The organism is Rhodanobacter sp. UC4451_H18 (assembly GCF_052978225.1).
Map to the genome: position 1 here is coordinate 2,150,087 of NZ_CM129663.1, position 19,993 is coordinate 2,170,079.

The 19,993-nt window shown below is 68.4% G+C and carries 13 protein-coding genes; 6 read left to right on the top strand and 7 right to left on the bottom strand.

The window, feature by feature from the left end; translation table 11 throughout:
- Window positions 1-54: 54 nt before the first annotated feature.
- From ACVCMG_RS09800 to glk, 4 genes are all read right to left on the bottom strand, one after another.
- Window positions 55-1,125, bottom strand: coding sequence for an acyltransferase family protein (locus tag ACVCMG_RS09800; RefSeq protein WP_447113997.1), 1,071 nt, complete (start codon window positions 1,123-1,125; stop codon window positions 55-57).
- Between the two features lie 31 nt (window positions 1,126-1,156).
- Window positions 1,157-3,469, bottom strand: a complete 2,313-nt coding sequence (locus ACVCMG_RS09805; RefSeq protein ID WP_447113998.1) for a beta-N-acetylhexosaminidase — start codon at window positions 3,467-3,469, stop codon at window positions 1,157-1,159.
- Between the two features lie 145 nt (window positions 3,470-3,614).
- Entirely contained in the window at window positions 3,615-6,344 is a 2,730-nt protein-coding gene (locus tag ACVCMG_RS09810; protein ID WP_447113999.1) for a TonB-dependent receptor, read from the bottom strand.
- 137 nt (window positions 6,345-6,481) lie between these two features.
- Window positions 6,482-7,594 carry a glucokinase gene (gene glk, locus ACVCMG_RS09815; RefSeq protein ID WP_447114000.1) on the bottom strand — a complete coding sequence of 371 codons (1,113 nt, stop codon included), beginning with the start codon at window positions 7,592-7,594 and terminating at the stop codon, window positions 6,482-6,484.
- 431 nt (window positions 7,595-8,025) lie between these two features.
- Here glk and ACVCMG_RS09820 point away from each other — a divergent pair, with 431 nt between their 5' ends.
- Window positions 8,026-9,315, top strand: coding sequence for a sugar MFS transporter (locus ACVCMG_RS09820; RefSeq protein ID WP_447097584.1), 1,290 nt, complete (start codon window positions 8,026-8,028; stop codon window positions 9,313-9,315).
- Window positions 9,316-9,437: 122 nt separating this feature from the next.
- On the top strand, window positions 9,438-10,484 hold the full coding sequence (locus ACVCMG_RS09825; RefSeq protein WP_395120906.1) for a LacI family DNA-binding transcriptional regulator: 1,047 nt from the start codon (window positions 9,438-9,440) through the stop codon (window positions 10,482-10,484).
- 31 nt (window positions 10,485-10,515) lie between these two features.
- On the opposite strand, the gene ACVCMG_RS09830 is transcribed toward ACVCMG_RS09825, so the two are convergent.
- Window positions 10,516-12,000: a S10 family peptidase gene (locus tag ACVCMG_RS09830; protein WP_447114001.1), complete on the bottom strand. Its 1,485-nt coding sequence runs from the start codon at window positions 11,998-12,000 to the stop codon at window positions 10,516-10,518.
- On the opposite strand from ACVCMG_RS09830, the gene ACVCMG_RS09835 reads away from it, so the two are divergent.
- From ACVCMG_RS09835 to ACVCMG_RS09845, 3 genes are all read left to right on the top strand, one after another.
- Entirely contained in the window at window positions 11,951-14,176 is a 2,226-nt protein-coding gene (locus tag ACVCMG_RS09835) for a tetratricopeptide repeat protein (RefSeq protein WP_447114002.1), read from the top strand. The genes ACVCMG_RS09830 and ACVCMG_RS09835 overlap by 50 nt on opposite strands.
- Window positions 14,173-16,008 carry a tetratricopeptide repeat protein gene (locus tag ACVCMG_RS09840; RefSeq protein WP_447107142.1) on the top strand — a complete coding sequence of 612 codons (1,836 nt, stop codon included), beginning with the start codon at window positions 14,173-14,175 and terminating at the stop codon, window positions 16,006-16,008. The genes ACVCMG_RS09835 and ACVCMG_RS09840 overlap by 4 nt, the downstream gene beginning before the upstream one ends.
- Window positions 16,009-16,291: 283 nt before the next feature.
- Complete coding sequence (locus ACVCMG_RS09845; RefSeq protein ID WP_447107141.1) at window positions 16,292-17,101, top strand: c-type cytochrome; 810 nt, start codon at window positions 16,292-16,294, stop codon at window positions 17,099-17,101.
- A 67-nt stretch (window positions 17,102-17,168) separates the two neighbouring features.
- Here ACVCMG_RS09845 and ACVCMG_RS09850 read toward each other — a convergent pair whose 3' ends face one another.
- The gene (locus ACVCMG_RS09850; protein ID WP_447107140.1) at window positions 17,169-18,047 is read right to left on the bottom strand and encodes an NmrA family NAD(P)-binding protein; all 879 of its coding nucleotides are present in this window, start codon (window positions 18,045-18,047) and stop codon (window positions 17,169-17,171) included.
- A 101-nt stretch (window positions 18,048-18,148) separates the two neighbouring features.
- Between ACVCMG_RS09850 and ACVCMG_RS09855 the strand changes: the two genes are divergently transcribed.
- Complete coding sequence (locus ACVCMG_RS09855) at window positions 18,149-19,093, top strand: LysR family transcriptional regulator (RefSeq protein WP_447107139.1); 945 nt, start codon at window positions 18,149-18,151, stop codon at window positions 19,091-19,093.
- A gap of 25 nt (window positions 19,094-19,118) precedes the next feature.
- On the opposite strand, the gene ACVCMG_RS09860 is transcribed toward ACVCMG_RS09855, so the two are convergent.
- The gene (locus ACVCMG_RS09860) at window positions 19,119-19,976 is read right to left on the bottom strand and encodes an EamA family transporter (protein ID WP_447107138.1); all 858 of its coding nucleotides are present in this window, start codon (window positions 19,974-19,976) and stop codon (window positions 19,119-19,121) included.
- Window positions 19,977-19,993: the final 17 nt, after the last annotated feature.

Consider the following 19,993-nt stretch of genomic DNA (forward strand, 5'->3'; position numbering starts at 1 on the left):
CGCTTTCGGGTGGAGAAGCCGGCGGGCGGTGCCCGCCCTGCGTCGTTCGCCGAATCACAGCTTGAGATAGATGCCCCGCCGATCCATCGCCCACACCACCAGCCACCAGAACGCCAGGAAAACCACGGCGAATGCCAGCGACGGCACATACGGCCCGAAGCGCGGCGTCATCGAGTCCGCAAACACCGTGCGGTACCACGCGGCCTGGCCCAGGGCGGGCAGCACGATCTGCATGACCTCCGAGCCGGCATAGGCGGCGATGGCGTTGACGCCGAAGCGCCGCCCCAGCGGTGGCCAGCCACGGCGCTCGACCAGCCAGTGGAAGGCCAGCAGCGCCAGCACGGCCCAGCCGGCCGTCCACAGCGCGAACGAGGGCGCCCACAGGTTCTTGTTGAACGGCAGCACGAGCGACCACCCCGCACCGAGAGCCAGCGACAGCAGACCGCCCAGCCCCAGCGCCCTGAGCCGCCCGCGCCGCAACCAGCAGCCCGCGCGCAGGCCGAGCAAGGTGGTGGCCAGCGCCGGCAAGGTGCTGAGCAGGCCTTCCGGATCGTGCCCGCGACCGCTGAGCGGATCGATCGACCAGACGTAGTGGCCGAACACCGCGCTGTCGGTGCGGCTGGCGAGATTGGCCCACGGCGCCAGCGTGCCGCCGAGTTCGAGCAGCCCCCAGTAGCCGAGCAGCAGCAGGGCGATCGCGCACCATTGCGTGCGCGGCCGCGTGTAGACGGCGAACAGCGCCACCGCGGCGAAGCACACGCCGATCCGCTGCAGCACACCGGGAATGCGCATGTCGCGGTCCGGCAGCAGCCACGCCGCCAGCAGGTTGATGGCCAGGCCGAGCAGCACGATGCGCGCGGCCCGCCACATCGCCGCGCGGGTCAGCTCGGCGGTGGCATCGCCCCGTTCGAGGCGCGGCAGGATCGCCAGCGCCACCGACACGCCGACCACGAACAGGAAGAACGGAAAGATCAGGTCGGTCGGCGTGCAGCCGTTCCACTGCGCATGCTCCAGCGGCCGGTACACGTGACCCCAGTCGCCCGGGTCGTTGACCAGCAGCATCGCGGCCACCGTGCAGCCGCGCAGCGCGTCGAGCGAGGCGAGGCGTGTGGACCGCGCGCTCATGCCACGCCGCCGCACCGTGCATGCGACGCGCTCATGGCGTGGCCTGCAGCGACACCTTCTCCAGCGCGTACAGCGCCCCGTCGATCGGCGCGGTGTAGATCAGGCACAGGCCGTGTTCGCCGCTTTGCGCAGGCAGCTTCGCGTCGAGCCTGAAACGCCGCGGGCTGTGCGCGGGATCGGGCAACGGCATCGACGCCAGCACCGGTCCGTCGCAGTGATCGGCATGCACCACCAGTTCGCCGAACGGCGTGGCGTGCGGGCGCGACACCACCAGCTTCTGCTCGTGCGCCAGCGCGAAGTTGCGCGGCAGGCGCACGGCGTCGACGTGGATCGCCGCGACGCCATCCATGCGCGTGGCGGGGAACAGCTGGCAGCTGTCGAACACGTTCACCGCATAGACCGGCTGGGTGCTGGGCGCATCGGGCGACGGCTGCACGCGCAGGCGGAAGTCGCTGCCGGGGCAGTTGGGCAAGGTGTTGCCCGCAAGGCTCAGCAACCCCGCGCGGCTGAGCACCCGTTCACGCGGCGCAGCCAGCGCGCTGCCGTCGGCGGCGAAGCTGGCGGCGCGCACGGTCACCGGCAGGGTCACGTTGAACGGCGCCTCGTAGCGCGGCGAGGCCGGGGTGGGCGCGCTGCCGTCGAGCGTGTAGCGGATCGCCCCGAACCCGGTCTGGCTGGCCAGCGTGACCGTGGCACGGCCGGTGGCCAGCGCCACGTTGCGATCGGTGGCGATCTCCACCGCGAAGGCGCCGTCGGCGTAGGAAATCTGCTGGGCGCGGTAACGCGCGAGCTGGCCGGGCAGGCGCGACAGGAAGTCGCTCCAGTCGCGGCGGGCGTCCGGCGACCAGGCGACTTCGGCCAGCGCATCCAGCCGCGGGAACGCCGCGTGCTCGACGTGGGCGAAACCGGGCATGTGCTCGGTCCAGAAATTGGCCTGGACGCCCAGCACGTGTTTCGCCTGGCGCGCGTCGAGCACGCCGGGAATGGCCTGGAAACCGTACACGTCCTGCAGCGATTCCACGCCGAGGCGGCCGGCGTACTCGTCGGCCAGCGCGCTCTGCACGTGGTCGAAATAGAGGTCCGGCGCGGGCGACATCACCACGTCGTGGCCCAGCAGCGCGGCCTTGATCGCGCCGTCGATGCCGCGCCAGGACATCACGGTGGCGTCGGCCGGCAGCTTGTCGCCTTCGAGGATCTCGTCCCAGCCGATCAGCTTGCGGCCGTGCTGCTGCAGGTACTGGCCGATGCGGCCGATGAACCAGCCCTGCAGGGTGTTCTCGTCGCGGATGCCGAGCGCGCGCATCTTCGCCTGCACCGCGGGCGACGCCTGCCACTGGTCCTTGATCGCCTCGTCGCCGCCGACGTGGATGTAGGTCGACGGGAACAGCGCCATCACCTCGTCGAGCACGTTGTCGATGAAGGCGAAGGTGGCATCGTCCACGTTGTACAGATACGGGTTCACGCCCCAGTCGACGGACACCGCGGGACGCTTGCCGGTGACGCCGAGCTGCGGATACGAGGCCACCGCGGCCTGCGCGTGGCCGGGCATGTCCAGCTCCGGCACGATGGTGATGTGGCGCGCGGCGGCATAGGCCACCACGTCGCGGATCTCGTCCTGGGTGTAGAAACCGCCGTAGCGCTGCGGCTCGCCATCCTTGCCGGCGTCCGGCGGCGTGCGCCACGCGCCGATCCTGGTCAGCTCGGGATAGCGCTTGATCTGGATGCGCCAGCCCTGGTCGTCGGTGAGATGCCAGTGCAGCACGTCGAGCTTGTGCTGGGCCATCTGGTCGAGCAAGGTTTTTACTTCGGCCACGCTCTGGAAATGCCGCACCGAATCGAGCATCACGCCGCGCCAGGCGAAGCGCGGCCAGTCACGGATGGACAGCGCCGGCACGACCACCGCGCCGCGCGCGGCATCGGGCGTGAGCAACTGGTACAGCGTGACCACGCCGTGGAACAGGCCGGCATCGTCGCGCGCGCTGACGCGGATGCCGTGGGTGTCGACATCGAGCGCATAGCCGCCGGCCTGCGCCACCGGCGCCTGCGGGTCGCGCCGCAGCACGATGGCGCGTTTCGCGCCGCCGCCAGGCTGCAGCGTCAGGCCGCGCGTGCGCGAGAGCAGGTCGATCAGGTAGTGCGCGGCCTGCGTGGTGGCCGGGTCATGGTCGGCCACCACGATGGCGGTGGCGGCGTCGACGCGGAAGCTGCCGTCGCCCGGCACGAGTTGCGCAGGCAGCGGGATCAGCGAGGGCGCTGCGGCCGTCGCGCTTGCCGGCGGCAGTGGCAGCAGCAGCATGAGCAACGCGAGCAGGCAATACAGGGTCGGCAGGCATCGACGGGTCATCCGCATTCTCCGGTGCGCGCTCGCATGGTGCCACGCAGGGCCACCATGCGACGCCAAAAAAAAGCGGGCCCGCCAACCAATGCCGGGGCCCGCACGGGGAGGGTGTCGGCGCGCCGTCCGTGGCGCGCCATGCCGCGGCGTTGCGTCAGAACTTGAAGCGGAGGTTCAGGTAGTACTGGCGACCGTTGATGTAGGTCGAACGCGGCTGGATGCCGTAACCGTCGCCCTTGACGTAGTAGCGCAGCTTCGGGCTGTTGAGGTTGAGGCCGTCCAGCGACACCGACATCCAGTCGTTGATGCTGTAGCCCAGCGACGCGGACAGGTAGCCGGTGCCCTGCATGTAGAAGAAACCGCCGCGGTCCGGGCCGGCGAAGTACGACGAGCGGTAGGTGTAGCTCACCCGCGCGTTGAACTTGTCGTTCTCGAAGAAGGCCGATGCGTTGGCGGTGTTCTTCGAGGTGCCCTGCAGGTCCTGTCCGTTGTCGGCGTTGCCGGTGGCGTAGGTGTAGTTGAGCGCCACGCCGAAGTTGTCGCCGATCGGCTGCTGGTAGTTCAACTCCACGCCGCGCACCTTGCCGTCGACGTTGCTGGGGATGTTCACCTGGTAGGCCGAGTAGACATCGTGCCCTGCCGCCGTGCTGGCCGGCATGTCCTTGTACAGGCGCGACTCGGAAGCGAAGGTGACGTAGTTCTGCAGCGACATCTGGTACACGCCGGCCGACAACAGGCCGCGCGGCGCGAAATACCACTCCAGGTCGGCGTCGAAGTTGGTCGAGATCAGCGGCTTCAGGTTCGGGTTGCCGCCGCTGCCGGTGTGGCCGGTGTCATCCAGCGACACCGTGCCGGCCAGTGCCGAGTAGTCCGGCCGGGTCAGCGTCTGCGACACCGCCACGCGCGCCAGCACGTCGTCGGTCAGGTTGAACTTCAGGTTGGCGCTGGGCAGGGCCTTGCTGTAGCTGGCGTTGTTGGTGTTCCAGTAGTAGCCGGCCGGGAAGAACGCCGAGCCGAGGATCGGGCCCTGCACTTCGGTCTCCTGCGGCGAGGTGCTGGTGTAGTTCACCGCCTGCTTGGTGTGCACGTAGCGCACGCCCACGTTGCCGCTCCAGCGGTCGCCGATGAAGTTGGCCTGCAGGTAGATCGCGCCGTCCTTCTCGTTCACCTTGTAGATGTCGTTCGGGTACAGCCGCTCCGGCCCGCGGTTGGCGTACTTCGAGTCGTAGGCGGCCAGGTCGGCCTGCGAGTAGTACCAGATGTTGGTCGGGAACGAGCCGCCCAGCGAGCTGCCGAAATCACCCGGGTAATGGCCGAAGCTGGCGGGGAAGTTGGCCGGGTTGCTCCAGTCGCCGCCGTTCGGGCCTTGCGCGAACGCATACGGGTTTTCGCGCGTGTGGTCGGCGTAGCGCACGCCGAACTGCAGCGAGGCCAGCGTGCTGTCGTCGAAATCCAGCTCGCCGTCGATCTTGCCCCAGTTCTCCTTGTCCTCGACGTTGATGCCGCCTTCGCCGAAGATCCAGTTGGCGCTGACGCCCGAGGCTGCCGGCGAGCTGTTGTCCGGCCCCAGCGACCAGTTGACCGGCTTGCCGGTGCCGCGGAAATCCCATGCGGCGCCGGTGCCCGGCGCGGTGTTCAGTTCCAGCACGTCCTGCTTCGGGCTGGAGCCTTCGCCCTTGGTGGTGCCGAGCTGGGCCGAGAAGCTCAGGCGGTCGGTCGCGCGCCAGTCGACGTCGGCGGTGAAGAAGCGGGTCGAGGCGGAGGCCTCGCGCGAGATCTGGTCGTAGATGCCGTAGTTCGTCGCGTCGTTGCTGGGCGAGAAGACGGCATTCGTCAACGTGTTGTTGGCCACGACGTAGCCGGGCTGGAGGTTGGTGGCGCCGTGCACGAAGTGGGTGGCCCACATCATGTAGTTGCGGTTGAAGTTGTTGGCCTTGAGCTTGCTGTAGAAGCCGTTCAGGTTGACCGTCACGTTGTCGGTCGGCTTGAACTGCACGTCCACCGACCCGCCGGTGCGCTTGCGCTTCTGGGTGAACAGCACGTTGCCGATCAGGCTGGGGAAGTAGACGCCGTTCAGATCCGGGTGCGCGGCGACGATGGCGTCGGTGCTCTTGAGCTGCTCCAGGCCGAGCACTTCCTGGCCGTTGCGCTGCAGGCTGCGCTCCTCGTAGAACGCCTGCGCCATCACGGCGAAGGTGCCGGCGTCGTTCTTCCAGTTGAACAGGCCGCTGAACTGCGGCTTGGTGGTGCCGGGCAGGTCGGAGTAGACGCCGCCGACGGACGCGTGCACGGTCACCGGCTTGTCGAACTGCAGTGGCTTGCGGGTGATGATGTTGACCGTGCCGGCCGCGCCGCCCTCGACCAGGCGCGCCTCGGAGGTCTTGTTCACCACCACCTCGCTGACGATCTCCGCCGGCAACAGGCTGTAGCTGACGCTGCGGCCCACGGTGGCGGTCTGGTTGAGCACGAACCAGTCGCCGGTGCCGATGTTGTGGCCGTCGACCAGGGTCTGGGTCATGCTGGGCGCGGTGCCGCGCAGGCTGACGCGGTCGTTCTCGTCGAAGCCGCCTTCGCCCGCGCTGGAGGTGCCGACGCTGACGCCGGGCAGTCGCTGCAGCGTGTCGGCCACGTTCTTGGCCGGCAGCTTGCCGATGTCCTCGGCGGTGACCACCTCCACGTGCGCATCGGCGGCCTTCTTCAACGCCAGCGATTCGGCCTCGCTGTCGCGGATGCCGGTGACGGTTACCGTGGCCAGTTCCTTGACGTTGGTCTTCTTCGGCTGGTTGGCGTCGGCCGCGGCCGTGCTGTCCTGCGCAAACAACGCACCGGAGACGCACAGACCGGTGATGATGCTGGCGGCGAGCAATGTCTTGCGATGGTTCATGGTGTTCCTCCCCTCAAGAGGCTGGATCGAATCAGGACCGGCGTGGATGCGGTCGCGGACTGTGGGTGACGCGTGGTGGCGGTGGACAGCGGACAACGACGGTGGGCGTGGCGCCGTGCTGCGGGATCGGGCTCATCTCAAGCTCCTTGCCTGGGGTTGCGCCCTTCATCCAGAAACCAGCCTGCGGCGCCGATGACACCAAGCTGGCCGTGCTCAATCAGTCGAACCGGAACCTGTTGCAGCCAGGCGCGCATGACGCCCTTGTTCAAATAGCGCTCGGCAAACGTGCTCGCCAGCAGGAAATCGTGGATGCGCGGCAGGATGCCGCCGGCCAGGTAGATCGCGCGGGCGCCGTAGAGCAGGCCGAGATCGCCGACGAAGCTGCCGAGCAGGCCGCAGAAAATCTCCAGCACTTCGCGGGCGACCGGGTCGCGGCCTTCCAGCGCCGCGGCGGTGACTTCGGCCGGCGTGCTCCAGCGCGGCGCGCGGCCGTGCAGTTCGGCCAGCGCGCGGTAGAGCTTGAGCAGGCCCGGCCCGGACAGCGCATCCTCGAACGAGACGTGGCTGCGCTCGCGACGCAGCAGGCGCAGGATCTCGATCTCGCGCTCGGTGCCCGGCGCCAGCGAGATCTGTCCCGCCTCGGTGGCCAGCACGCGGGCGCGCGGCGAGCCCGGCAACAGCACCGCCGAACCCAGCCCGGTGCCCGGACCCATCACCAGCACCGGCCCCGGCGGCGGTGCGGGCGCCTCGATGATGCAGCGGGTATCGGCCGCGTCGAGGAACTGGGTGGCATAGGCCACCGCCTCGAAGTCGTTGATGACGGCCAACTGCCGGATGCCCAGCGCGTCGCGGATCGCGCGGATCGACACCGGCCAGGCCAGGTTGCCGTTGACGATCGCGTCGTCCAGCACGTAACCGGCGCAGGCCACCGCGCATTCGCGGATGCTGGCGGCCGCGGCCGCATGCGGCGTATGCGCCAGTTGTGCGACGAAGTCGCGCAGCATCGCGGCGAGGTCGGGCCACTCGGCGCAGGCGTAGCGGCGGAAGTGCAGCACGCGGACCGGGCCGTGCGCGTCGCCACAGCCGCTGACCAGGCCGACCCGCGCATGCGTGCCGCCGACATCGGCAGCGAGGAACGGCTGCGCCGCCTCGCCGTCCGACGCCGCAGATACCCGCTCCGACGACGCCGCAGCGACCGGCACGGTGGTCGACGGCGACACGGCATGGCGCTGGTTGGCGACTTCCCCCACGGACGATCTCCCGAAACTCCGCTGCGATCCCGACGCGTGCGCCGGTCACTCGGCACGGCCGCACGCCGGCCTGATGGAGGGCGAGTCTGTGGTCAAGATGACAACGTTGTCAACTGTGATCGCCGTCCAATTTCGCGACGCGGCTGCGGCGTCGCAGCAAAGCTGTCATGGCAACCTGCGAGGTTGCTTCAAGTGTGCGCTTGGAGGCTTTGTGCAAGCCATATTCGTGGCCGCCTGGCGGTCCGGACCACCTGTTGCACTGCCGCAACGACACGATCCGAACGGCGGCGGATGCGCTCGACCATCCGCCGCCGCGATGTCCCGTCGCCGGCGTCGATTGACAACGTTGCACTTTTTGCGGAATAAGGAGACATTCCTGTCAGCACGGCCAGCCGGCCGCAGCGACACGGCACCCGGGGAGATCCACGACCATGAGCACCACACTGGCGGCCGCGCCGTCCCGGCAGCAGCAACTCGGGCCGATGCTGATCATCGGCCTGCTGTTTTTCATCTTCGGCTTCGTGACCTGGCTCAACGGTCCGCTGATCACCTTCGTCAAGCTGGCGTTCCAGGTCGAGGACGCCTATGCGTTCCTGGTGCCGTTCGCGTTCTACATTTCCTACCTGGTGTTCTCGCTGCCCGCCTCGATGATCCTGCGCCGCACCGGCATGAAGAAAGGCATGGCGCTGGGCCTGTTCGTGATGGCGGTCGGCGCCGTGCTGTTCGGCCAGTTCGTCAGCCTGCGCGTGTTCGCCGGCGCGCTGACCGGGCTGTTCGTGATCGGTGCCGGGCTGTCCTTGCTGCAGACCGCATCGAACCCGTACATCAGCATCCTTGGCCCGATCGACAGCGCCGCGCAGCGCATCGCGTTCATGGGCATCTGCAACAAGGTGGCCGGCGTGCTGGCCCCGTTCGTGTTCGGCGCGCTGGTGCTCAGCGGCATCGGCAGCTTCGGCGAGCAGGTTGCCGCGGCGCCCACCGTCGAGGCGCGCGAGGCGCTGCTCAACGCCTTCGCCGGCAAGGTGCACACGCCGTACATGGTGATGGCCGGCCTGCTGGTGGTGCTGGCGATCTGGATCGCGCGTTCGTCGCTGCCGGAGATCACGCCGGAAGGCGCCAACAGCGAGCGCGCGATCGGCCACGGGCACGGCAGCATCTTCAGCTTCCCGCACCTGTGGCTGGGCGTGCTGTGCCTGTTCCTCTACGTCGGCGTGGAGGTGATGGCCGGCGACGCGATCGGCACCTACGGCGCCGGCTTCCACCTGCCGCTGGACCGCACCAAGGTCTTCACCGCATTCACCCTGAGCGGCATGCTGGCCGGCTACCTGGTCGGCCTGGTGCTGATCCCGCGCTACATCTCGCAGCAGCGTTACCTCGCGGTATCGGCGGTGCTCGGCGTGCTGTTCTCGATCGGCGCCTACCTCACGAACGGCTACGTCTCGGTCGGCTTCGTCGCCGCGCTGGGCTTCGCCAACGCGATGATGTGGCCGGCGATCTTTCCGCTGGCGATCAAGGGCCTGGGCGATCTCACCGAGCGCGGTTCGGCGCTGCTGATCATGGCGATCGCCGGCGGCGCGGTGGTGCCGCAGCTGTTCGTGCACCTGAAGCAGCACATCGACTTCCAGCTCGCCTTCACCGTGCTGATGGTGCCGTGCTACCTGTACATCCTGTACTTCGGACTGGCCGGCCACCGCGTGGGCCAGCGGCGCGCGGCACCGTGATCGCGCCGTTCGCCAGTCCCGGGGCCATACGCTAGGATGCACACGCCGCCGCACACCGGCTGTGCGGCGGTGTCGGCACATGGCGCTGCCGGCGCCCCACTCACGATGCACGAGGTCCAGCGGTGCGCAGCGCCACCATCAAGGATGTCGCGGAACGGGCAGGCGTCTCGCTGAAGACGGTGTCGCGCGTCATCAACAACGAGCCCTCGGTGCATGCGCGCACGCGCGAGCGGGTGCAGCAGGCGATCGACGCGCTCGGCTACCAGCCCGACCCCACCGCGCGCAGCCTGCGCAGCACGCGTGCCTATGCGATCGGCCTGGTCTACGACAACCCGAACGCGCACTACATCATCAACCTGCAGCGCGGCGTGCTGTCGGTGTGCCGCTCCAGCGGCTTCGGCCTGCAGATCCATCCCTGCGATTCCTCCTCGCCGACGCTGGCCGAGGAGCTGTGCACGCTGGTGCGCCGCTCGCACCTGGCCGGGCTGGTGCTGGCGCCGCCGATGTCCGAGCAGCCCGCCCTGATCCAGGCGTTGAGCGACGCCGGGATTCCGTTCATCCGCATCATCTCCGCGCGCAAGGACCCGCAGGATGGCTACCCCTGCGTCTACGTGGACGACCGTGACGCGGCTTATGCGATCACCGAACACCTGATCCAGCTCGGCCACCAGCGCATCGGCTTCCTGTGGGGCGGGCGCGAGCACCGCTCCAGCCCGGAGCGCTACCAGGGCTACGAGGATGCGCTGAAGGATTACGGCATCGCGCTCGACCGCAAGCTGATCCTGCCCGGCGATTTCACCTTCGACGACGGTTTCCGCGGCGCGCGCAAGCTGCTGGCGCTGAAGGACCGGCCCACCGCGATCTTCGGCTCCAACGACGAGATCGCCGCCGGCGTGCTGGCCGCGGCGCACTCGGACGGCATCAACGTGCCGTACGAGCTCTCCATCGCCGGCTTCGAGGACAGCCCGTTCTCCAAGCAGTCCTGGCCGGCATTGACCACCGCCCGCCAGGCCACCGAGGAGATCGCCCGCCACGCCGCGCAACGCCTGATCGGCGACCTGCAGCGCGCCGCCCACGGCGAGCCGGCGCAAGGCACCAACGAGGGCTTCAGCCCGGAACTGGTCGTGCGCGGTTCCACCGCGCCGCGGCACACCACCTCACGGCGCTGAACAGCCGGCCATCGCCCCCCAGGGCGGGCGATTACTTCACGTTGTCGGTCTGCTCGATGAAGCGGGCGACGTTGTCGTGCAGCAGCTTCAGCGACTGCGCGTGCGCGTACACCATGTGGCCGGACGGATACCACGCGTAGCTGATGTTGGCTTCGAGGCTGGCCGGGATCGGCAGGTGGTGCATCTCGTAGTCGGCGGCGAAGTAGGGCGTGGCCAGATCGTAGTAGCCGCCGTTGAGGTAGACCTTGAGACCCGGATTGGTCTTCATCGCCATCGCCAGGTCCGGCATCACGTTGGTCGAGGACTGCAGCGCCTCGCCCTGGACGCCCGGCGCCTTGTGCGAAAAGTCCCAATGGTCGATGTCGGCAAACAGCCGGTACTGCCGGCCCTGGCCGAACTTCAGCTCGCGCCGCACGTAGTCGTTGAACGCGGACACGTAGGCCGAGCTGATCGCCGAGGATTGCGGGTCGTATTCGGAAGCCTTGCCCAGCGGATCGATCGTCGGGCCGGAGAAGCGCGTGTCGAGCCGGCCGGTGGTGGTGTCGTCGCCGGCCTGGAGCTCGTGCTCGAACATGCCGCCGCTGACGCGCAGGTTCGCCTTCAGCAGGTACGCCACCGGCAGCCCAGTGTACTGGTGCAGTTTCTCCGCCACCGCCTGCTTGCGCGCCTCGGGCAGCCGCGAGCCGGCCATCAGCGCCTGCGCGTACTCGCCCAGCGCGTACTGCTCCACCTCGCGCAGGAACGGCTCCAGCGCGGCCGGCTGCTGCGGCAACTTGTGGTGGTAGAACGCGGTGGCGGCGAAGGTCGGCAACGCCAGCTCATACGGCAGGTCGACGCCCGGATTGAACTCCGGCCCGTCGATGCTGGTGTCGAAATTGAGGATCTGCGAGAGCAGGATCACGCCGTTCAAGTCGACGCTGTCCTCGTTCTCCAGGATGTTGGCCAGCACCGCCGAGCGGGTGGTGCCGTAGCTTTCGCCGAACAGGTACTTCGGCGAGTTCCAGCGGTCGTACTTCGACAGGAAGCGGGTGATGAACTGGGCAAAGGCATGCGCGTCGCCGTCGACGCCGTAGATCGCCTTGCGCCGGTCCTTCATCTGCTCCTCGCGCTTGGCCTTGTCCTCGTCGTTCGCGATCAGCCGGCTGAAGCCGGCGCCGGGCGCATCGATGAACACCACGTCGGAGGCATCGAGCAGGCTGTAGTCGTTGTTGACCAGCTGGTACGGCGCCGCCGGCGTGTGCGTGTCGTCGCTGGTGACCACCCGCCTGGGCCCGAACGCGCCCATGTGCAGCCACACCGTGGCCGAGCCGGGACCGCCGTTGTAGATGAAGGTGACCGGCCGCTTGCCGGCATCGACGCCCTTCTTGAAATAGGCGACGTAGAACATGCTGACCTGCGGCTCGTCCTCCTTGTCGCCGCTGCCGTGCAGCACCAGCGTGCCGGCCACCGCCTTGTAGTCGACCCGCTTGCCCTCGACCGACACCGACCCCTCGCTGGTCGAGGACTGCGGCTGCACCAGCGCCGCGTCGGGCTTCGACTCGGGGGGGCGCCTTGTCGTCCTTCTTGTCCGTGCCGGCAAAAGCCGTCGAGGTGAGCAGCAGCGCGGCAAGCACCGCGGCGAGGGGAAGTTTGCGCATGGGCTGGCATCCGGCAGGCGAAGCGCCGAGCTTAGGCTCCGCCCCGGCCGGCCTTCATCCGCCAGAAGTCATTGCGCAGGAACTTGCGTGGCTGCAAAAGCCGCGGCCACGGACTGGCCGAAGGCAGCGGAAAGCCCCGCGATCTATGCCAGAATGCCGCCGCGGAACGGGCAGGGACGACGCGCTTTCGCGACTCGGCGCACGCCCATGGTCCAGCGGGGATTCTGGCGAGAGATCAGGCGCCGCCACGTGTATCGCGTGGCGGCTGCGTATGCCATTGTCGGCTGGCTGCTGATCCAGGTGGCGACGCAGGTGCTGCCGGTGTTCCACCTGCCGGACTGGATCGATCAGGCGGTGGTATTGCTGATCCTGCTCGGCTTCCCGATCGCGCTGGTGCTGGCATGGGCATTCGATGCCACGCCCCGAGGTATCGTGCGCACGGACGGCACCATCGGCACCGATTCGATGGCGCCCTCACCGGCGCACCACGCCGGCGTCGCGGTCGGCCTGATCGGCGTGCTGGTCGCTGCCATCGCGGGATTTGGCTGGTGGCATTTCCAGCACGACGCCAGGCAGCCGATGCAGGGTGTCGCGGCAGCATCCACGTCGACGGTTCGCGCCAACCCGCCGACGGCCGGGCCATCCGCGAGCGCATCACTCGCGCCAACACTGCCCGCCAAGTCCATCGCGGTGCTGCCGTTCGTCAACATGAGCGGCGATCCGGAGAACGACTACTTCAGCGACGGCATCACCAAGGAAATCCTGGACGCGCTGGCGCAGTTGCCGCACCTGAAGGTCGCCGCGCGCACGTCCGCTTTTGCGTTCAAGGGCAAGGCCGAGGACTTGCGCAAGGTCGGCGACGTGCTGGACGTCGCCACCGTGCTGGAAGGCAGCGTGCAGAAGTCCGGCGACGAGGTGCGCATCACCGCGCAGCTGATCGACACGCGCAGCGGCTACCACCTGTGGTCGGAGAAATACGATCGCAAGTTGACCAGCATCTTTGCCGTCGAGGATGAAATCTCCAAGGCGATTGCCGACAAGCTGAAGGTGCAGTTGGCGGGCGGGAGCGGCCAGTCGCTGGTTCCGCAAAAAACCGGTGATCCGCGCGCACACGATGCCTATCTGCGCGGGCTCACCTTGCTGGCCGCACGTTCGGTGGGGGAAGCCGTTGATGCGTTCCGGCAGGCCGTGGCGATTGACCCGGATTACGCGCAAGCCTGGGCATCGCTGGCCGAAGCGCATGCGTTACTGCCGGCATACATGCCGGTGTCGATGCAGACCGCCGATGTCGATTCGCTGGCCGCCGCGCAACATGCGCTTGCGCTGAATCCCGATGTGGCGTTGGCGTATGTCGCGCAGGGCATCGTCTACACCAACCAGATGCATTGGGCCGAGGCCGATCGCGTGTTCCGTCGCGCGCTGGCGCTGGCGCCGGGTGACGCCGAGGCGATGGATCAATACGCGCAGTTCCTGTACGCAGCCGGGCAGCTCGTACCCGCCCTGGCCGAGATCGAGCGCGCGCTGCAGCGCGATCCGCTTTCCGGCGTCAGTGGCGCGGTGCGCGCGCAGCTCCTGTTCGCGTTGCATCGCAACGATGAGGCCTTGAAGCAGATCGAGGGCACCCTGGCCGCGCATCCCAATGGCGTGCTGGAACATCGCATCGCGGTGTGGGTGTATCTGTCCTCGCATCGTTACCCCGAAGCGGAACGGCAGATGCGCCTGTCGAGCCCGCGTCATTCCGATGTCAGTGCGCTGCTGGTACGCGGCATCGCCGATCCGCATTTGCGTGCGAGCGCGGTCGAGTCCCTGGAGACTTCCCCTGCACTGGACAACCTTCGCCATGACGCCATCGTGCATGCCGTGTTCCTCGTCGCGCTTGGCCAGAATGAGCGCGCCCTGGCCATGCTCGACGAATTCGCGCTGAACGGCGACAGCACGACGCCGCAACTGTTGTGGTATCCGGCGTTCGATCCGATCCGCGACGATCCTCGTTTCAAGGCGATGCTCAGGAAGATCGACCTGCCCTACGCCCCATGGAAATCCGCCACGCCATGAGCGCCCGGTCGTCGCTATTCGCCGAACTCAAGCGCCGCAACGTATGGCGCGCGGCCATGCTCTACGCGGGCACGGTGTGGGCGTTCGGGCAGGGCCTGTCGCAGTTCAGCCCGGCGGTCGGATTGCCGGACTGGGCGACGCGCTGGTTCCTGATTGCGGCGGTCATCGGGTTCCCGTTCTGGATCGCGTTCGCGTGGTTCTATGAATTCACGCCTGAAGGCCTGAAGCGCGAGAGCGAGATCGCGACGGGCGATTCCATCGCGCACGCCACTGGCCGCAAGCTGGACAAGTGGATCATCGGCGTGCTGCTGGTCGCGGTCGTGCTGCTGCTGACAAATACGTTTGTATGGCGCAAGGGCGCGGGATTGGGCGACGGTCCGGGGCCCATCGTTCCGGCAAAATCCATCGCCGTGCTGCCGTTCGAGGATTTGAGTCCCGCCCACGATCACGGCTATTTCTCCGCCGGCATGGCCGAGGAACTGTTGAATGCGCTGGCGCGCGTGCAGGATCTGCGCGTCGCCGGGCGCGCCTCCTCGTTCTATTACGGCGACCACAATGCCGACCTGCGCACGATCGGCAAGGCGCTGGATGTGGCCAACGTGCTGGAAGGTTCGGTGCGCACGCAGGGCCAGGCGGTGCGGATCAGCGTGCAACTGATCCGCACCCGCGACGGTTTCGAGGCATGGTCGCAGAGTTACGACGGCAACCTGGACAACATCTTCGACCTGCAGGAGCGGATCGCCCGGGCGATCACCGAGCACCTGAAAGTGGTGCTGGGCGATGTCGGCAACACGCGGCTGGTGCCGGTGGCCACCCGCAGCGCGGACGCGTACGCGGATTTCATCACCGCGCAGGAACTGGTGAATCGCCGCGTGGGCGACAGCCTGCCGCGCGCGATTGTCTTGTTGCAGCAGGCGACGACACTTGATCCGGGCTTCGCGCGCGCCTGGTCCAAGCTCGCCGTGGCCAACGCGGTGCTGCCGCAATATGTGGCCGGTGACTGGAACGCGAGCTGGAAGACATCCGACGATGCCGCCCATCGTGCATTGGCGCTCGATCCGGGCGACGCGGAAGCCTATGCCGCGCTCAGCTACAACCAGTTTTCGCAGCGCCACTACACGGCCATGGTGGAGCCGATGCAGCGGGCGCTGAAGCTGGCGCCGGAGAACTCCGCGGTCAACTACTGGGCCGCCAACGAGTTCGCCGCGATGGGCCGCACCCGCACCGCAGAGGCGCGCATCGATGCGGCGCTCGTCGACGATCCGGCCAATCCCCTGCTGCTGTTCTACAAGAGCATGCTGCGCTGGCGCGAAGGCGATCAGGCTGGCGCGCTGGCCTACGTCCATCGCGCCGGCGTGGCGGATTCGGCGTTCGGCGCGTTGATGCTGGAGTTCTACGATGCCGCGCACGGCGACGTGCAGGCTTCCGCGCGGGACTTCGCAAGCTCCACCAGCGAGATGGGCACGAAGATTTCCCGCGCGGATTTGCAGGAGATCTACCGCGGCACCTACGGCGATGCCGCACAACGCCAGGCCGCATTGCAGATCGTCGCCACGCACGCCGATGACAATTGGGCGCCAACCATGCTGCTGCAACTCGGCGCACCGGCGCGTTCATTCGATCTGTATGAGCACGGCCACAGCGGCCTGTCCGATGCCTACCTGAACTGGCTGTGGCAGCCGGAACCGTGGTCGCGGAAGGCGCGCCGCGATCCCGCCTTCCAGGGCTTTGCGCAACGCCTCGGCATGCTCGCGTACTGGAAGCAGTACGGCTGGCCGGACCTGTGCAAGCCCACGCCGGCCCCCGGTGCGCAGGCTTTTGTTTGCTCATGAACCCGGCCGCCCGGCTTTGTGACCGATAGCGCCAGCTCACGCCGGCGCAGCGTGGAGTTTTTCAACCGGCAAGGGGAACGACATGCGAATCGAAGGCAGGAAGTGGACGACGCTCATCACCACAGCTCTTCTGTGCCAGGTGTTCCCCGTGGTCGCGACCCACGCTCCGGTCGGCGGGGAATCGCCAGACGCGGAGATTGGCGCGGCCGAGGCATGGGCGTTTCCGCGATTTCCGCCGCCGGACCCGCACGCGCCGAAGTCCGACCCGACCAGAATCATTCACGTGGCAGGCAGCACGCGCAGTTACACGCAGGCGCAACTGGACGTCGAGCACTTCGTTCCCGACTGGTTCCCGCAGGACCATTCGGCCGCGCCACCGATCGTCACCGTCGATCGCCAGCCCGGCTGGCCATGGCCGTGCGCGGAATGCCACATGGTGAATGGCGCCGGCGTTCCCGCGACTGCGCAGATCATGGGTTTGCCGAAGGGCTACATCCTCGAACAGGTGGCCGCGTTCCGGCACGGCCAGCGCGGGGCGAGCGCACCGCGCACCACGCAGGACATGGCCGACGAGGCGCGCAGCCTCAGCGACGACGATCTGCAGCTCGCCGCCGGCTATTTTTCGCGGCTGAAGTTCGTGCCGCATACGCGCGTGGTCGAAAGCGCGAACGTGCCGAAGACCCACTGGATGGAATTCGTGCAGGTGCCGGACCGGGATGGCACGCGCGAAGCGCTGGGCGAGCGCATCGTCGAGGTACCGGTGTCCTTCGATGACTATCGATACGGCAGCGGCCGCACCCGCTATGTCGCCTACGTGCCGCCCGGCAGCATCGCGCGTGGCGCGGCGATCGCGGCCAGCGGCAGCGGCGCGGCGCCAGCATGCGAGTCCTGCCACGGCGCCAGGCTGCAGGGCACCGACGCCGTCCCGCCGCTGGCCGGACGCTCGCCGACCTACATCGTGCGCGAGCTGCTGCTGTTCCGCGCTGGCCAGCGTTCGAATCCGGCCGCCGCGCCGATGCGGGTGGAAGCCTCGCAGCTGACCGTCGACGACATGATTGCGGTGGCGGCGTATGCGGGATCGCGCACGCCGTGAGGTTCACGCGGAACGGGGCGCGGATGGCGCCCCGTGTGCCCGCGCCGTTCGCCCGTCGCCCATGCGCTTACCCCGCCTGCCAGGCCGCGGCCAGTTCGACGGCAAGATCGCGGTAACGGCGCGGCGGATGCCCGAGCAGGCCAGTGAGGATTTCCGCCGCGCCAGGTTTGCCGAGCATGCCGTCGACATGGAACCGCGCCAGCATCAGGCGCAGGTCATGGGCTGCCCAGGACGGCATCAGGCCGGCCATGAAAGCCTCCCAGGCATCAAGGTCGTTGCCCGCAGGCGTCACCGGCCTGCCGAGCACGCCGGACCAGATCGTCGCCAGCGCATCGCCGGTCAGCACGTCCGGCCCGCTGATCTCGATCACCTCGCGCGGCAGCGGCGCCGCCGCTCGCGCGCGACGCAGCAGCGCGGCCACCGCGACCTCGGCGATGTCGCGCACGTCGACCATCGCCACGCCGACGTTGCCGATGGGCATGCCGTAGCGGCCCTGTTGCAACAGGCCGTCGCGAAGCATCGCGTCGTTCTGCATGAAGTAGGACGGGCGCAGCACGGTCGCCGGCAGGTCGAACTGCTCGATCATCCGCTCCACCGTGTACTTGCCGGTGAAATGCGGCACGTCGGTGTATCTGTCGCTGTTGAGCACCGACAGATACACGATGCGTTTGATGCCGGCCTCGCGCGCCAGGCTCAGCGTGCCGATGGCCTGGGTCACTTCATCGGCAACCACGGCGTTGAGCAGGAACAGCGTGTCGGCCTCCTTCAGTGCGGCACGCATGGAGGGAACGTCGGTCATGTCGCCCTTGACCGCGATGACGCCGTCGGGGAACGACGCCTGGTCCGGGTTGCGCGTCAGCGCATGGACGCTGGCGCCCTGCGCGGCCAGGCCGCGGACGACGAGGCTGCCGATCGTGCCGGTGCTGCCGGTGACGAGAATGTTCATGGGGATCTCCTTCGAGGTGGTGGACAGCGCCATCCTGATGTTTCACGAAGCGTCCCGATAGCCGCATAATCTGGACACCCCGTCTCGCTCATGGAACACCCGTGGATCTGCTCGCCCTGGCCGATTTCAACGACGTGGCGCGACACGGCGGCTTCGGCCGCGCCGCCCGGGCCACCGGCCGACCCAAGGCCACGCTGTCGCGACGGGTACGCCAGCTGGAGGATGCGCTGGGCGTTCGCCTGTTCGAGCGCGGCGGCCACACGCTCCGGCTCACGCCGGAAGGACGCGAGCTGCAGGAACGGACGCAGTCGCTGCTGGAACACATCGACGAAGTGGGCGAAGCGTTGCGCGGGAGTATCGGCACGCCCCGCGGCCGCCTGCGCATCAGCGCGCCGGTGCTGTTCGGCCAGCGCGGCCTGGGCCGCATCGCCGCGGACTACGCGCTCGCCTACCCCCAGGTGCAGCTGGAAGTGGTCACCGAGGATCGCTTCGTCGATCCGGTGGAAGACGATTTCGACCTGATCATCCGCGCCAATCCCGACCCCTCGACCGACCTGGCCGGCCGCTGCTTCCTGCGCGACGTGATGGTGGTCGTAGCCACGCCGTCACTGCCGCGGCCAGCGGGAAGAAGTGACGCCGTGGTGCCCGCAATCACCTTGCCGCGCACGCCGCCCGATGCGACCTGGCAGCTCAGTCGCGCACGCAGCGTGCGCCGCATCGCCACGCATACGGTGCTGCGTCTGTCGTCGATGGCGATGATCCACGATGCGGTGCTCGCCGGCGTGGGCGCCGCCGCGATGCCGCGCTCGCTGGTGCAGGCCGACATCGACGCGGGCCGGTTGCTCGACTGGGGCGTGCTCGCCGGACGTCCGGTCGAAGTCTGGGCACTGTATCCCTCGCACCGCCACCTGAGCGCCCGCGTGGCCGCCTTCGTGAAACTGCTGCTGGACCGCTTTGAAAATGCCTCACCGGGTGCGTTCGCCCGACTCGCGAGCGCGAGGCGAAGCGGCGTCGATGATCCGGCCCGCCCGATAGCTGGCCGATAGACAAAATCGGCAGGCAGGCGACCCGTCAGCCGCGCGCCAGCACCCCGATCGCCACCGCCGCCAGCGCCACGCCGACGAGGTTGAGCCGGCTCAGCCGTTCGCGGAACAGCAGCAGGCCGACCAGCGCGCCCAATGCCACCACGCCGATGTTCATGCTGGCGAAGACCAGCGCCGGGTGGTCGGGCAGGGCGCGGTGGCCGCGCAGGTAGAACAGGATGTTGCCGAAGTTGGCCAGTCCCAGCAGCAGGCCGGCCGCCGCGCTGCGGGCGGTGAAACGGGTGGTGCCGCGGGCGCGCCGCCACAACTGCATGGCGAAGGCGACCAGCAGGGCGAGCGCGAACATCGCCTGCAGCGAGGTACCCAGCGCCACGCCGGCGAGGGCCACGCGCTTGAACAGGATGTCGATCACGCCGAAGCCGGCGAACACCAGCAGCGGATACAGCCAGCCGGCCGCGCCGGGATCGGCCGGCGAGCGTTCGCTGCGCCAGACCATGCCCAGCAGGGCAAGCAGGCCCAGCGCGATGCCGCCGAGCTTGAACGCGGAGAGTTGCTCGCCGAACAGCACGAACGCGGCCAGCAGGGAAAGCAGCAGCGACAGCCGCTGCGCCGCGTCGCTGCGCACGATGCCGGCGTGGCGCACCGCCGCGGCCAGCGCCAGGAAGATCGTGGGCAGCAGGATGCCCAGTGCAACCAGTGCCAGCCACGGCACCTCGCCGCCGCGCAGGCTCGCCGGCGACGGCCGCAGCAGCAGCGCGGTGAGCGCGCTGGTGGCCACGTAGTTCCAGGCGATCGCCTGGCCCACGTCGATGCGCCAGCGCCGCGCCAGCTTCAGAAGCACCGACACCGCCACGCTGCACAACACGCTCAACAGCACGAAGAACATCCGACCCTCCCGCGACA

What these genes read in the sequence shown, in the direction of transcription:
- ACVCMG_RS09820 (WP_447097584.1), top strand. Translation starts at nt 8,026, where the DNA reads ATGAGCACCACACTGGCGGCCGCGCCGTCCCGGCAGCAGCAACTCGGG.
- ACVCMG_RS09840 (WP_447107142.1), top strand. Translation starts at nt 14,173, where the DNA reads ATGAGCGCCCGGTCGTCGCTATTCGCCGAACTCAAGCGCCGCAACGTA.
- ACVCMG_RS09850 (WP_447107140.1), bottom strand. Translation starts at nt 18,047, where the DNA reads ATGAACATTCTCGTCACCGGCAGCACCGGCACGATCGGCAGCCTCGTC.
- ACVCMG_RS09805 (WP_447113998.1), bottom strand. Translation starts at nt 3,469, where the DNA reads ATGACCCGTCGATGCCTGCCGACCCTGTATTGCCTGCTCGCGTTGCTC.
- ACVCMG_RS09860 (WP_447107138.1), bottom strand. Translation starts at nt 19,976, where the DNA reads ATGTTCTTCGTGCTGTTGAGCGTGTTGTGCAGCGTGGCGGTGTCGGTG.
- ACVCMG_RS09800 (WP_447113997.1), bottom strand. Translation starts at nt 1,125, where the DNA reads ATGAGCGCGCGGTCCACACGCCTCGCCTCGCTCGACGCGCTGCGCGGC.
- ACVCMG_RS09810 (WP_447113999.1), bottom strand. Translation starts at nt 6,344, where the DNA reads ATGAACCATCGCAAGACATTGCTCGCCGCCAGCATCATCACCGGTCTG.